The sequence below is a fragment of the Streptomyces sp. NPDC059957 genome (assembly GCF_042730015.1).
Classification (GTDB): domain Bacteria; phylum Actinomycetota; class Actinomycetes; order Streptomycetales; family Streptomycetaceae; genus Streptomyces.
This window is the reverse complement of the sequence record NZ_JBHWMB010000117.1, coordinates 1-12,956: the sequence shown is the minus strand read 5'-3', so window position 1 is coordinate 12,956 and position 12,956 is coordinate 1. Positions and strand designations below refer to the sequence as shown.

The window sequence follows — 12,956 nt, the reverse complement described above, 5'->3', positions numbered from 1 at the left end:
CGGGCTCGCCGCCCGAACCGCGGACGAGGGTCTCCAGCAGCTCCGGCGTCAGCTCGTACCGCTCGGCGCGGCGCACCAGCTCCGCGCGGCCCTCCCCAAGGACCGCCCCGCCGTCGAGCTCCCGCAGCAGCTCGTCCTCGTTGACGAAACGGCTCAACCCGCAGTCGAGACCGTCGTCATCGAGGTCCTCCGGGTACGGAGCCCGTGCCCAGGACCCGTTCTCGGACCAGTACACGCACCCCAGCTCGTTTCCCGCGATCAGCTCACGGAGCTCGTCGTGGGGGAGCCAGTCCGGAGCCCCGGCCAGCATGTCGACCGGCGGCTCGTGCCACTTGACCCCGCTGGACTCGTCCTCACCGAAGAGCACGAACCGGTCCCCGCCCAGCGGCTTCAGCGTCCACCAGGTGCAGCCGCAGTCGTCGAGGCGCAGCCCACGGTCGTCGATCCAGCAGCCCGTGCGGTGACCCGGCGGCTTCTGCTCCGCCTCGGTCGTCGCCTCCAACACGGCGACCGCGCTCCACCGGGCCCACAGGACCTCCGGCGCGGGCAGGTCCTGCGGCAGTCCGGGCCGGTGCACTGTCATTCCATCCCCCACGGGTGCGCGATCACGTTCCCGACGCACCCTAGCCGTTCCCGGTGGCACCTCTACCGCGGTGGGGTGGCGTCCGCGGGGAACGCGGCGGGCGCCTGCTCCCACAGGCCCCGCGCGAGAACCCGAGCAGCGCCCGGTCCGCGGCACGTGTCGGCAACGGCAGGACCTCGGCGGCGGGACGGCCCCGGCGCGTACGCGCGGGTTCCGCGAAGGCTCGCTGATAGGGGGCGCCGTAGGTGCCGGAGCTGTCCGTGGGCAGCCGGTCCAGGTGCTCCCCCGCTCACCCTGATTTCGCCCATAGCTGCACCCCTTCCCGTCTCTACCCGGCCTCGCCGTACCACGGGCCAGACGCGGCCCCTGCCAGGTGTCGAAGCACTCCCCCACCCGGCCCGACCCGGAACACAGGCAAGCGACGGCCACAGCGAACTCGCCGACCGCCTGCGCACCCTCGCCCCCCGAAGCCCGCGCCGCCCGACGCCCCGACCCCAGCAGTGCGATCCGGCCCACGAGTGTCGCCTTGCCTCCTAAATCGAACATATGCGCTACTGAAGGAATGGCTCCGCTTTTTCCCCACGACCTGATCCGCCTCCAGTACGAGTGGATCCGCACCTACGAGGCGCTCGCCCGGCTCACCCCCACGCAGGGCGCCACCGACCTGCGCCGCCGGCTCATCGACCTCTCCAGTGCGCTGGCCTGTCACCCCTACTGGGCCACCTCCGGGTGCTCATCCGCCATGCGTGCCGAGCTGGTGCGCCGGGCCCGCGCCTACGACTGGGAGGCGGCGGCGTGACCCGGCTGAAGGCGCGCAGGATGCTGGTCCTCGAAGCGATCTCCAGCTACATCGAGACCCACGGCAGGGGCCCGACCATCCGGGAGATCGGGGTGATGGCCGGCCTTTCCAGCACCTCGTCCGTCTCGTATCAGCTTTCCCAGCTGGAAGCGGGCGGACTGCTGGTGCGGGCGACGCGGTCGTGGAGCAGTGTGGAGGTCACCGGCACGGGGCGGCGGCGGCTCGCCGCCGCGCAGAACCTCACGGCCGATGGAGCCCTGGGGTGACGGCCATGTTCGTGGTCGTCCTCCAGTTCACGGAGGACGGCCCCGCGACCACGGGCGAGTGGGCAGTCGCGGACACCGCGCGGCGTACCTACCGGCGATGGGTCGGACTGTACGGAAGCCAGGCCGCGGCTATCCAGCTCATCGAAGAGACCGACCGGGCCCGGCATGTGCTGCGGAAGTGGACCCCCCAGGGCGAGTTCGCCGCGGAGCCCGAATCACGCACCTAAGGCGCTACCACCACGGGTTGCGCCACGTCCAGGACCAGCTCACCACCTAGCCCCACCGCCCGGTGTGCCAGTGCCTCCACCTGGACAGATGTCGTAGCCGGCTCGGCTCCCGCCTCGGATACCGTGTTCCTCTACGGGGTGCCATAACGGATGTGACGCCCCTCACCGAAGGTAGTCAGCGTATGAGTTCAAAGCGCAGCAAGAATCCAGCCCTGCCCGTACTTGACGACGCATTCCGACTCGCGGCGGTCAAGGACGCCGAAGAGTCCACCCGTGACTTGGCCGCGCGGCTGGCCACCACCGAGCTGCGCCGCGTTTCCCACCCGGGCCGGGTCACTTGGGAGCCCACCGATCAGGCCGAGCCCGTACCGGTCCCGCCGACTGTGGTCGACGGGGACGGGGACCTGTGGCTGCGGGACCGGGGTACTGGCACCTGGACCATGCCCGAGTTCAACCCGAAGGAGTTCCCCGCCCGCTGTGGCGAGGTTCTGACGTGGACCCAGCTTGCCCGCGAGTTCGGCCCGCTGACCGCACTGGCCGACGACCGCCGCATCGGCGGCGGTCGGCGCTGACCGCGCAGCCTTCTGGGATGACCGCGCCCCTGAAGCGCCCGTAACGGGTAGCCGGGAGCTCCAGCTCACCGCCGAGCTCGACGATGGCGGCGAGTAGGTGAGCGTGCTGGTGGCGTGCGACGGCCTCGAGCAGCGTGGTGCGGGCCTGGCGCCACCCGATGTCCTCGGTGCGGCCGGCGTCGGTGGACCAGCCGGGTAGCGGTCGGCCTTCAGTTGCCGTGGCGAGCGCGCGGCCCAGCTCGCCGATCGACTGCTGCCAGTCGGCCAACTGCCCGGGCAGGCCGCGCACCAGCTCGTCGACGGCGGCCGCCGGGCCGGCGCCGAAGGCCCGTGTGAGCGTTCACGTTTTTCCCCGTCTCGGGTGCCCGGGGCCGGCTGGGGCCTGGTGCTCCGCTACCTGGCGTGCCTGATCCGTCCGCAAGGGCGGCACCGTGCGGCCTCGGGGCGCAGGCGGCCGGTCTGGTCATGGCGGCCGGGGATGCGGAGCCGGGGGTGCCACTCTGGCTCGATCCGGCTCCGCACGGACCACGCCGCCGCGTAGCCTCCCGCCATGAAATCCCGAATCGTTGCCATCGACCGGATGGCACCGGACAACGCCTTGAAGTGCAGCATGCACGACGTGACCAGCCCGAATTGCAGCGGTCACGTGGTGGCTGTCGTGACGCTCGCCGACGCTGGCAGTCCGACCAATAGGTATCGGGTCTGTCAGTGGTGGTTCGACAACACACCTGAGGCTCAGCAGTTCTGACAGCACTGAGGCCCGGGACGGTATCGGTCCCGGGCCCCTCGTGTGCCGCCCTGCCCCTCGTGTGCCGCCGGGCCCCGGGGGTGCAGGGCGGGGGTCTCGCGTTCTGCTCACGTGAGAAGGCCGGGACCCATTGGGGTCTACGCAGGGCTGGGAAGCGAGGACCCCAAGAAGCTCACCATCATCGAGCCCTCCGGAGGGGGTGGGCTCTGATTCGGCGAGGTGATCGACGCCGCAAAGACAGCCGGGACTCAAGCCGAGGCCCCAGCCGGCGGGGAGCGTCATTCCAACCGTGCTGTATTCGAAACTGCCAGCGGTATCGGCGGATGTCAGAGGTCGGCGCTATGGTGCGTGGCCGTGGACTCTGTTGATCTTGACTATCGGGCCCGGACGCGGTCCGGCTGCATCCCACCGGAACTGGTCTCCCGGCTCCTCCACCACGGCCATGCAGCCGTGGTGGAGGAGTGGGCCGGACGCGGGGAGTGGTTCTGCGCGCTTGCGTGGGCGCGGCTGCTGGGTGAGTGGGGCCGACAGGCCGACGCACTGGAGGTGCTCGCCCCATACACCGCTACGGGCTGGTGGACGGCCGTCGTAGCGACCGCCGAGCTGCTGGAGGGCTGGGGCCGGAGCGAGGAATCGATCGAGACCGTCCGGGCCCGGATGGCTGTCGGGCACCTGATGGCGTTGGAGGCCTACACGCGGCTGCTTGCCCGGCACGGCCGCGCCGCGGAGGCGTTCACCATGCTGCTGCCGCACGCCGATGACTGGGTGCTCGCCACCGCCCTGGTCGACGTGGCCGCCGTCGCTGGCCGCGACGAGGAGGCCGCCGCGCTGCTCGCCGCCCGGATAGGGCCCGACCACCGCTGCGACGGTCCGTGGTGCTGCGGCCTGGACCCCGACACGGCGATCGGCCTACTCGCGACGATCCGCGAGCGCCAGGGCCACATCGACGAGGCCATCGCCCTGCTCAGGCACCGGCAGATTACCTCGGTCAACAGCCGCGACCAGCTCGCCGACCTGTTGGCCCGCCACGGCCGGATAGAGGAACTGCGCGCCTACGCGGCAACCGACGGACATGAGGAGGCCGTACAGCGGCTGGCGGAGCTGCTGGAGGAGTGTGCTGACGTTGAGGGCGCGATCGCTGCATACGGGCAGACCGACGGACCCGCGGCCTGGAACCCGAACTCGGCTTACGAGCTCGCGCAGCTCCTGGCCCGGCACGACCGGGGCGACGAGGCGATCGCCGTGATGCGCGCCCAGGCCGACGCCCACCGCCGCGACGACTGGATTCTCCACGCCCTGTCCCAGCTGTGTCTCGATCAGGGCCGCCCCTCCGACGGCCTGGCCCACCTCGACGCCCTCGCCACCCAGGGCGGGGGTGAGGCTGAATGGGAGCTGTTCTGGATGCGGCTGCCGCTGATCGCCGCCTGCAGCGGGGTCGACGAGGCTGTTGAACGGGCCCGAGCCCACCCCGAAGGCACCACTTGGTACGCGGCGGAACACATCGCTCGGCTTCTCACCGATGCCGGGCGCACCGAGGAAGCCGTCACCGTCCTTCAGCAACATGACCCCAGGAACAGCCACGACCTGGCCGGCTACCTCATCGACCTCGGCCGTATCGACGAAGCCCTGGCCGTCCTTCAGCAGCCCCGCCCCCAAACGCCCGCTATACCGACGACACACCTATGGTCGGAGGACCCCCCGTTCTGAGGCCCTGCCCGGTCCGGGCCCGTAGGGATGGCGGCCCGTCACTTGGAGGGCGACATGCCCATTGCCCGGGGGATGGCCTGCGCCGTCGCTGTTCGGCTGGGTGTGTTCCGGTTCGGCGGGCTTCGAGGTAGGCACTCCAGTCGGTGGCGGCGCGTTCGCGCCACTGCTGGGCGGTATCGACGTTGGAGGCCGCCCAGCATGGGGCGAGAACTGCGGGCGGAAGGTCCTGGGCGAGTTGGACCAGCGCGGTTGTGCGGGCGGGCCGGATGCCAGGAAGGTGCCACCGGTGGGGTGAGTTCGCGGCCCAGCCAGAGCCCTGGCGGGTGGGCGCCCGCCGGCCCCGTCCTCGCCCGTGCGCGATCCGTCTATACCCGGATGTTTGTGGTGCTCGTCCCGACCTTTCATCTCTGATCACAGCCAGGGTTCGCAGGCTACGCCGTCGCCGTCCCGGTCGAGCTCCGATCGGTAGCCCGGCTCTCCCCGGTGCAGCGGCGCGGCGCCAGCCGCGCGAGCGTCGGCACACCTGCGGTAGTACGCGCTCGGAGCCTCGGTGGCCGATGTGGTGGCCCCGCTCGGCTCGGCGGGCGCGACCGGGTCCCCCGACGAAGGGGGCCCGGCCGGGGTGGCCGGCGTGGTATCCGACGCCTCGGTTGGTGCCGGTACCGGACCGGACGTGGCCAAGGGTCTCGGGGACGGCGTCGAGGTGGGCTCCGTCGTCGCGATCGGACTGGAGGCCGACGCGTTCGGGGTGGGAGTTGTCTCGACGGGATGAGAAGGGCTCTTCGGGGCCGGGCCGGCGAGGAAGCCGATCCACAAGAACGTGGCAAGGACACACCAGCCGGTCAGGACGGCCTTCGTGACGGTCCCGAGGCGGGGCGAGCGCCACAGCCACACGGCTGCCACCGGCGGCACGAGGACCAGTGCGACGGCCCGGACCAGCCGGTTGGCGCCAGATCTGCCTGGCCGCGGCTCCACAGTGTCGTAAGGGTTCATCCGGCCTCCCCGGAGTGGGAAGGCAATGGTGCGCGAGAAGGCGGTGCCGCACCACTCGACCAGACGTCCCGACCCGCCGGCCGGACCCGTTCACCGTTCGCGCGATCCGCCGACGCCGCCAGTGCCCCCCGCTGATGTCGCCACCGGGAGCACCGAACTGACCAGCCTCGACGGGTATGGCCATGGAGCTGCGCTACATCCTGAGGTGGGCGCGGGCACGGTATGGGCGCCGGTGCCGAAGACGATCGCGATCTGCGTCGCGGGCTCGTCCCAAGATAGCGGGAGTACTCGAAAGCCTCCCCGTTCAACTCTCAGACACGACCACGGCCTTCGGTGCGGGGTGCGGCCAGTGCGTCCCAGGCCGCCAGGGCTCCATCGACGGTGTTCTGCAGTTGCCCGGCCGACGCCCCGTCCCTCGACTGGATGGACAGTCCGTTGAGTACGGTGCTGTAGAAGGAGGCGATGGTCTGGGTGTCGGCGTCTGGCCGTACGTCACCGTCGACGATGCCTCGCTGGACCCGCTCGCGGATCATTTCCCGCACTTCGGCCCGCATGCGGGCGAGAGTAGTGGGGACTGAGGAGTTCTCCGGTACGGAGACGGGTGCGGCCAGCACGACCAGACAGCCGGTAGGGGTTGCGGGATCCGCGTATGCCGCGGCGTTGTCCCGCAGCATCGCCTCCACGGCGGCGCGGGCCGTCGGCTCCTCGGCCAGGGCGCGCCGGGTGTAGTCGCCTTCGGTGCTCGTGTAGAGCGCGACCGCCTCGTGGAAGAGCTTTTCTTTGGAGCCGTAGGCCGCGTAGATGCTGGGCGAGTTGATGCCCATCGCCGCGGTGAGATCGCTCATCGACGTCGCTTGGAAGCCGCGCTCCCAAAAGACGCGCAGCGCGCGGCGCAGCGCCTCGCCCCGGTCGAAGGCCCGTGGTCTGCCTCGCCCGGCCATCACACCACCCCTTTCTGTGTCGTCCATTAAATATATCACTTGACCTGCGACGAAGCGGTGATGCATGATTTATGTGTCGGTCAGCACAGAAATGGCTGCCGAGCCACCCTCCGTATCGCAGCAAGGAGATCCACCATGTCCGCACCGTTCCACGGCAAGGTCGCCCTCGTCACCGGCGCCGGCTCCGGCATCGGCCGCACCAGCGCCCGTGCCTTCGCGGCGCGGGGCGCCACGGTCGTCGCCGCCGACCTCAACGCAGAGAACGCGGCCCAGACGGTCAAGCTGATCGAGCAGGACGGCGGCACGGCGAGCGCGGTCACCGTCGATGTCACCTCCTCCGCCTCCGTGCAGGCGATGGTCGATACCGCTGTCTCCCGCCACGGCGGACTGCACATCGCACACAACAACGCCGGCATCCTCACCGGCCTCGGCCCCCTCGCCGACCTCGACGAGGGTCAGTGGCACGCGCAGCTCGCGGTGAACCTCACTGGCGTGATGCTCGCCATGAAGTACGAGATCCGGCACATGCGCGACAACGGCGGCGGCGTCATCGTCAACGCCGCCTCCAATATCGGCGACCACCTCCGCTATCCCGGAATGGGTGCCTACGCCGCGTCCAAGGCTGCCGTCTCCACCCTCACCCGGTCCGCAGCCCTCGACCACATCAAGGACGGCATCCGTATCAACGCGGTCAGTCCAGGCGCCTCCAACACCGCCATGACCTTCATGCCGGGTGAGTCCGAGGCGGAGCGCGCGGCCCGCCTGAACGGCACCATTCCGCTCGGCCGCCTCGCCGAGACCGACGAGATCGTCGCGGCCGTACTATGGCTGGCCTCCGCGGAGTCCAGCTTCGTGGTCGGACATGACCTGGTGACAGACGGCGGAGCAAGTGCCTGACACCCAGGCCGAGGTGGTGATCGTCGGCGGCGGGCCCGTGGGAACCCCTGCTCGCCGGCGAGCTCGCCCTGCACGGCGTACGCACCGTCGTTCTGGAGCAACTGGCCGAGCCGAACCGGGAGTCCAACGCCGGTACTCTGCATGCCCGCACCGCACAGCTGCAGCACCGGCGCGGCTTGCTTGAGGCGGTGCAGCCCGGCCTGCCCGCCCGACAACGGGCCGGCCGCCCCTGCCCCTTCCGCTTCGCCGGGATCTGGGGGCTCGGCCTGGCGCCCGCTGGTGGACGAAGGCCCGGCGCTGGTCGACAGTCCGCTGGCGTGGGCGCAGGGGGTGTTCACCCGGCGCGCCGAGGCCCTGGGCGCACAGATACGCCGCGGTGTACGGGCCGCCGGAGTCGAAGACCGCGGCGGGAGTGTCCGCATCGCCTACGAAGCCTCCGAACCCGGATCCGAAGACTCCGGCGCCCGCTAACTGTTCGCAGGCTGGGTTGTCGGCACCGACCAACGGCGCGCGCAGTACCGTGCGCAAGTCGGCCGGCACCGGCTTCGCCGGCACCCCGCCACGCTGTCCGCGCTCATGGGCGAGGTGCGTTTCCTGGAGCCGCACACCGCGCACAGTGGCTATGAACACACCCCGCAGGGCTGGACGTTGACCTGGCCGAACCCATTCGGGCCCAGCCGGGTCATCACGTACGACTTCCGCGGCCCGGCCGCCGAGGTGGCCGGCCGGGCACCCGACGGCCTGCTCGACACCTACCACGAGGAGCCGCACGCCGCGACGCATCACCCGGGAGCAGTTCCGAAACAGAAGGCCAGGTGGAAGCCGCTCCTGATCCAGCAGGGCCTGACGGTCTGTCGTCCGTAGGCGGGGCCGGAATGTACGCCTCGCGGAACACCCCGCGGTGTTCCGCAATCGCCCGGGCCGGTAGGGGCGTCCCCGATGGCGTCGAAGGGCCGATCCAAGCCGTGGATGGGAAGGGGCGGGGTGTCTACGACGGTGGTCGGGGTCCGGCCGGGCAGGCCGCGACCAGCCGGCAACCCCGAGGGGCAGGCCGTCGTGATATTCACCGCCGGGGACGGCTTCTTCAAGACCGTCGACTGCCTGGACCGGAAGAAGTCCTGACCCCGGGCGGGGCCGAGGCCGACCCTGGTGCGGCGCCTTCTGCACCTGCGGATATCGTCGGTCGCCCACGACATCCCCGGGGGACACATGCACGCGCGAACGATCGCCTCGATGGCGCTCGGCACCACGGCCCTGCTCACCATGACGGCCTGCGGACCCGACGCGGAGAGCGCGAGCGGCGCCTCGACACCGGCGGCGACGCCGTCCGCCGCGCGGGACACCCTGCCGGTCGACCAGATCCTCGCCAAGTCCGGCGCGGCCATGGACGCGCTCCAGTCGGTCCACGTCACGGGCACGCTGTCCAGCACGGCGAACGGAAAGACCGCGGACGGAACGCCGGTGGCGGCGGGTACGTCGGTCAAGATGGACCTGGCCGTCGACAAGAGCGGCAACTGCCGGGGCACCGTGCAGATGGTGGGAACCGGGTCGCTCAGCATCATCAAGACGGCCGAGCTCGTCCACGTCAACGGGGACGCCGAGTTCTGGCGGAGCATCGCCGCGCAGAAGAAGGCCTCGAAGAAGCAGGAGAACGCGGTGGTCGGCGCGTTCGCCGCGCACTGGGTGCGCATTCCCACGAGCAACCCGCAGGCCCGCCAGATGTCGGCCGCCTGCGACCAGGTCACCCCGTTGACGAGCGTCGGCGCGAACGCGGTCAAGGCCAGGGAGACCGGGACCTCCGTGATCGACGGCAGGGCGGTGGTCGCGGTCTCCGCGGAGACCGCGCAAGGCCAGGAAGAGACCTACTGGATCGCCACCGAGGGCACCCCCCACCTCCTCAAGGCCCTGGTGGGCGGGGGCACGGCCGGAGAGATCGCCTACTCGGCCTTCGACACCCCCATCGACACCACGCCCCCGGCGGACTCCGAGGTCATCGACATCGCGAAGCTCACACCGGCCGGCGCGGGCTCCTGACCCTCCAGTGCGCGGAGCGGATGGCCAGCAAGTCGGTTTCCACACCCGGAACAACGGCCGATCGGCTGACCGTCACTGCACCTGTCTCGTTGGTTCATGAGCGGGGATCCTCTGACGGAGAAGGCACGATGACACCTTCATCGTCGTACGCGACGCCGGTCAGCCACGAAAAGTCGGGCTGTGGTGGTACCACGCGTCTGCCACCTCCAGCTCGACGTTCCGGCTGATCGCCGCGATCAGGTCCCCAGGAATCAGCTTCTTCCGGGCTTCCTCCGCCGCCGCTCTCCGCGCGCCGTTGACTATCTCCGTCAGCACTGTCCGCGTCACCGACGCGGCGGCCCATGCGGCCGACCGAGAGACCTGCATCGGGGTCACGTCCCTGAACACAGCCTTGACCGGAGAAGACTTGAACGGCGCGGCATTCATGACCGAGGCGGTCTGGGGCCGCTGCGCTCAGGGCGTGCGGGCTGCGCAGTCATCCGAGAAGACGCTCCCTGCTGTCGGAGTTGTCAGAGGCCCACCTTCATCACGCAGACCTGAATGGAGCTTAGGAGACACCTCTGACAAACCCCGCTGGCCTGCGGGGCGAAGGGGATCCGGGGCGGCGTGCACCGAGCAGGTCTGCGCCTCTCCTCCAGCAGCACCGATGCGGTCGAGCAAGGTCTGGGCCTCGGCGGCGCACCCGCACAACTCCTCGACGGACCGGGGATCACCCCCTGCCCCTCCGACCAGGCCAAGCACGGCCCGCCTTCGCCGGCCTGTTCGAGCACCCCGTGACCTGCTGGAGTGATCACCAACCTGGCCGGGCGCCGGCCATTCGGGCTCGGCAGCCTGGAATCTCCGGTGGGTCTCCGCGGCCGGCGAGTTACTTCCCGTCGGTGATGTAGTAGTCGTCTTTGAGGTATTCCAGCACGTAGCTGCCGAGGTCTTCCTCAGAGAAGGTGGCGGAGGACCTGACCGCTTCGAGCGGCATCTCGATCGAGTCGAGCGTACGCACCTGAACGCGCTGCGGATCGACCGTCGCGGTCTGCAGGGCCTTCTTCTGCTCGGGGGAAATCATCTGGAACACGATCGCGTACGTCGTCGTGCACGGACCGAACCCCTGATCCTCTGCCTCCTTCGCGCCTGGCCCGGCCACTTCGCAGACCGTCCCGATGTCTTCACGACCGAGGCCGTGAAGGTACTGCTCGTACCGTTGGATCGCGCGCTCCTTCGTCCTGGGCGCGGGCAGGTCAGCGGTCGCAATGGCCGAAGGCTTCCCGGTTGCGGCGGATGCGGACGGCGTGCCCGACGGTACGTTCGTAGATGTGGACACGGCCGGCTGTGAAGGCTTCGCGCCGGCGCTCTCCTTCGCTTCGTCCGGACCGCACCCGCACGTCAGCAGCGCCACGCTTGCCGATACCACTGCCACGCTCACCATCGCCCGCGACGTCATCAGATTCCCCTCCACCAGCCGACTGCCCATCAAGAGCTCACGCACGATACCGCCGAACGGTTCCCGACCCCGGCCCGCTGTTCACAGGACCTTCGCCTCTCCGCCGTAGCGCCGGTTCGATCTTCTTCGGGCCGAGGGCGTTCCGGTCGGCCGGAAGGCCTCTACGCGGCTGCCTCGACCGCTCTCCGTCGGCAACGTGGAACTACCGGAAGGAGATCGCGTGGCCTTGCGACGCCGGATACATCCGGGAAGACCCGGGTGGCAGCCTCCAGCGCGGAGGAGCTCCACGCGCGGCCGGGTGCTGGTGTTCGTGCCTTGGCTGGACCTGCTCGCCCAGACCGAGGCCGCGTGGCGCGAGGGCGGCCGCCGGGGCCCGACGATCGGAGTGTCCTCCCTGCGGGGCGAGGAGGAGCCCTTCCCCAACACCACAGATGCGGCCGAGCTCGTGGAGTGGACTCTGGGCCTGGAGAAGGTCACCGTCTACGCCACGTACGCCGCCTCCCTCGGCCTGGGGACCCTGCCCACCAAGACGGCCTCGCCCTGGCTGTGGCAGCTCAGAGACGAGGACGAGGCCGGCTCACCCGGCGAGCTCGTCGCGAGCATGGACGGCGACCCCAACGGGCCCTCGGCAGCAGGTGCTTCACCCTGTCGCTCTCCAAGGCCCTCGACCGGGGCGTCTTGTGCCCCTACCAGGTCGTCTGAGTGGCCGTCACCGACACCCAACTCCAGGCCGCACAGCTGCTGGGCGCCGAGAGCTGCTCCGACACCGTCCGCGGGGCGCGGATCGCGGCGCTGCGGACCGCGTTGGTGAAGGCGTCGGCGGCGCAGAGCTTCCGACGCACGCTGGTCGAAGCGCCCCGCGCCCACGACGCCCGGATCGTGGAGACCCGCGCCGAGCAACAGACCCCGAGCCTCTACAAGCCCCTCAGTGAACGCAGCAACGGCACAAGGAAGCGGCCCGGCAGCGGCTCCGGGAGCGTCAGCGCCCCGGCCACGCCCTTCTCAAGTTCTCCACGCCGCGCATCAGCAGCCGGTTTCCTGCCCCGGTTCGCGCTGGACCGCGCCCAGAGCTCGGCACCCCAAGTCAGTAGCAGACACCCACGCTTACCAGCGGCAACAACATCCAGACCACTGACAAAGACCTGCCGAACCCCACCGACAAACCCCGCAGATCATCACCCGCTTCCTTCGATCCGATGGCCGAATCCGCCCCGGGCCTTCCCCTGAGAGGGTCGCAAACGGGCGCAGAGGGTGAGATCCGGCCCCTTCGGTGGTGACCCGCCCCACAGGACCCAGGTCACATACGAACCGGGATAGTAGCCCTTAAGCGGCCCCTACCAGCCCCCTCACACCACCTCCCACCTGCCCCGATACCGAACCGGCCTCCGGGGGCCCCTTCCGGCCCGCCTGCGAGGACCACTAGTAAGAGCGGTCTTTGCCAGGGCCCGCGAGGCCCCGTAGAACCGGATGAGTCGCAGGGCGGACGGAGATCCCCCGGGTTCACACCCGGTCTCCGCCACCGCCGACGAACCCCTCTCCTCCGCGTGAGTGGCTCGCGCATGTCTTCGGCATGCCTGCGACCGTCCTTGTCCCCTTCGGAAGGTCCGTCCGTGTCCAACGCCGTCATCCGCCGCATCGCCGCTTCGAAGAAGACCCTCACGGGTACCGTCCTCGCCCTGGGTGTCGCCGGTTCCATGCTGGCCGCGGTTCCCGCGCAGGCCGCCCCGATGAGTGCCAAGGCGATCGCCCAGCAG

Annotated in this window: 17 protein-coding genes and 3 pseudogenes; 14 read left to right on the top strand and 6 right to left on the bottom strand. The window is 70.2% G+C overall.

Annotation, left to right across the window (positions count from 1 at the left end):
- Nucleotides 1-583 (bottom strand): hypothetical protein (locus ACFWBW_RS39485; RefSeq protein WP_385383958.1); only part of this gene is annotated, 583 nt, incomplete at its 3' end.
- 562 nt (nt 584-1,145) lie between these two features.
- On the opposite strand from ACFWBW_RS39485, the gene ACFWBW_RS39480 reads away from it, so the two are divergent.
- The 6 genes from ACFWBW_RS39480 (at nt 1,146) to ACFWBW_RS39455 (ending at nt 4,902) form a co-directional block, all read left to right on the top strand.
- Nucleotides 1,146-1,382: a hypothetical protein gene (locus ACFWBW_RS39480; protein WP_385383955.1), complete on the top strand. Its 237-nt coding sequence runs from the start codon at nt 1,146-1,148 to the stop codon at nt 1,380-1,382.
- Complete coding sequence (locus ACFWBW_RS39475; protein ID WP_385383952.1) at nt 1,379-1,648, top strand: LexA family protein; 270 nt, start codon at nt 1,379-1,381, stop codon at nt 1,646-1,648. Before ACFWBW_RS39480 ends, ACFWBW_RS39475 begins: the two co-directional genes overlap by 4 nt.
- Entirely contained in the window at nt 1,645-1,875 is a 231-nt protein-coding gene (locus ACFWBW_RS39470) for a hypothetical protein (RefSeq protein ID WP_385383949.1), read from the top strand. The genes ACFWBW_RS39475 and ACFWBW_RS39470 overlap by 4 nt, the downstream gene beginning before the upstream one ends.
- A gap of 182 nt (nt 1,876-2,057) precedes the next feature.
- A complete protein-coding gene (locus tag ACFWBW_RS39465; RefSeq protein WP_385383946.1) occupies nt 2,058-2,447 on the top strand; it encodes a hypothetical protein in 390 nt (129 codons plus the stop codon).
- A 550-nt stretch (nt 2,448-2,997) separates the two neighbouring features.
- Entirely contained in the window at nt 2,998-3,195 is a 198-nt protein-coding gene (locus ACFWBW_RS39460; RefSeq protein WP_385383943.1) for a hypothetical protein, read from the top strand.
- A 354-nt stretch (nt 3,196-3,549) separates the two neighbouring features.
- Complete coding sequence (locus tag ACFWBW_RS39455) at nt 3,550-4,902, top strand: tetratricopeptide repeat protein (RefSeq protein ID WP_385383940.1); 1,353 nt, start codon at nt 3,550-3,552, stop codon at nt 4,900-4,902.
- 411 nt (nt 4,903-5,313) lie between these two features.
- Here ACFWBW_RS39455 and ACFWBW_RS39450 read toward each other — a convergent pair.
- A pseudogene (locus ACFWBW_RS39450) lies at nt 5,314-5,421 on the bottom strand (excalibur calcium-binding domain-containing protein); the annotation flags it as partial.
- A 31-nt stretch (nt 5,422-5,452) separates the two neighbouring features.
- Here ACFWBW_RS39450 and ACFWBW_RS39445 point away from each other — a divergent pair.
- On the top strand, nt 5,453-5,674 hold the full coding sequence (locus ACFWBW_RS39445; protein WP_385383988.1) for a hypothetical protein: 222 nt from the start codon (nt 5,453-5,455) through the stop codon (nt 5,672-5,674).
- A 532-nt stretch (nt 5,675-6,206) separates the two neighbouring features.
- Here ACFWBW_RS39445 and ACFWBW_RS39440 read toward each other — a convergent pair.
- Nucleotides 6,207-6,836: a TetR/AcrR family transcriptional regulator gene (locus ACFWBW_RS39440; protein ID WP_385383937.1), complete on the bottom strand. Its 630-nt coding sequence runs from the start codon at nt 6,834-6,836 to the stop codon at nt 6,207-6,209.
- Between the two features lie 135 nt (nt 6,837-6,971).
- Between ACFWBW_RS39440 and ACFWBW_RS39435 the strand changes: the two genes are divergently transcribed.
- From ACFWBW_RS39435 to ACFWBW_RS39410, 6 genes and pseudogenes are all read left to right on the top strand, one after another.
- The gene (locus ACFWBW_RS39435) at nt 6,972-7,733 is read left to right on the top strand and encodes an SDR family NAD(P)-dependent oxidoreductase (protein ID WP_385383934.1); all 762 of its coding nucleotides are present in this window, start codon (nt 6,972-6,974) and stop codon (nt 7,731-7,733) included.
- A gap of 44 nt (nt 7,734-7,777) precedes the next feature.
- Nucleotides 7,778-7,912 (top strand): annotated as a pseudogene (locus ACFWBW_RS39430) (FAD-dependent monooxygenase); the annotation flags it as partial.
- Between the two features lie 100 nt (nt 7,913-8,012).
- On the top strand, nt 8,013-8,204 hold the full coding sequence (locus ACFWBW_RS39425) for a hypothetical protein (protein WP_385383931.1): 192 nt from the start codon (nt 8,013-8,015) through the stop codon (nt 8,202-8,204).
- Between the two features lie 105 nt (nt 8,205-8,309).
- Nucleotides 8,310-8,597 carry a hypothetical protein gene (locus tag ACFWBW_RS39420; RefSeq protein ID WP_385383928.1) on the top strand — a complete coding sequence of 96 codons (288 nt, stop codon included), beginning with the start codon at nt 8,310-8,312 and terminating at the stop codon, nt 8,595-8,597.
- Nucleotides 8,598-8,717: 120 nt separating this feature from the next.
- Nucleotides 8,718-8,855: a hypothetical protein gene (locus ACFWBW_RS39415; RefSeq protein ID WP_385383925.1), complete on the top strand. Its 138-nt coding sequence runs from the start codon at nt 8,718-8,720 to the stop codon at nt 8,853-8,855.
- An 87-nt stretch (nt 8,856-8,942) separates the two neighbouring features.
- Entirely contained in the window at nt 8,943-9,767 is an 825-nt protein-coding gene (locus ACFWBW_RS39410; protein ID WP_385383922.1) for a hypothetical protein, read from the top strand.
- A gap of 118 nt (nt 9,768-9,885) precedes the next feature.
- Here the strand turns inward: ACFWBW_RS39410 and ACFWBW_RS39405 are convergent.
- Nucleotides 9,886-10,246 (bottom strand): annotated as a pseudogene (locus tag ACFWBW_RS39405) (hypothetical protein); the annotation flags it as partial.
- A gap of 127 nt (nt 10,247-10,373) precedes the next feature.
- Here ACFWBW_RS39405 and ACFWBW_RS39400 point away from each other — a divergent pair.
- Nucleotides 10,374-10,544 carry a hypothetical protein gene (locus ACFWBW_RS39400; RefSeq protein ID WP_385383919.1) on the top strand — a complete coding sequence of 57 codons (171 nt, stop codon included), beginning with the start codon at nt 10,374-10,376 and terminating at the stop codon, nt 10,542-10,544.
- 88 nt (nt 10,545-10,632) lie between these two features.
- Here ACFWBW_RS39400 and ACFWBW_RS39395 read toward each other — a convergent pair whose 3' ends face one another.
- Both ACFWBW_RS39395 and ACFWBW_RS39390 read right to left on the bottom strand, forming a co-directional pair.
- Nucleotides 10,633-11,247, bottom strand: a complete 615-nt coding sequence (locus ACFWBW_RS39395; RefSeq protein ID WP_385383916.1) for a hypothetical protein — start codon at nt 11,245-11,247, stop codon at nt 10,633-10,635.
- Between the two features lie 641 nt (nt 11,248-11,888).
- The gene (locus ACFWBW_RS39390) at nt 11,889-12,044 is read right to left on the bottom strand and encodes a hypothetical protein (RefSeq protein WP_385383913.1); all 156 of its coding nucleotides are present in this window, start codon (nt 12,042-12,044) and stop codon (nt 11,889-11,891) included.
- Between the last annotated feature and the right edge of the window lie 912 nt (nt 12,045-12,956).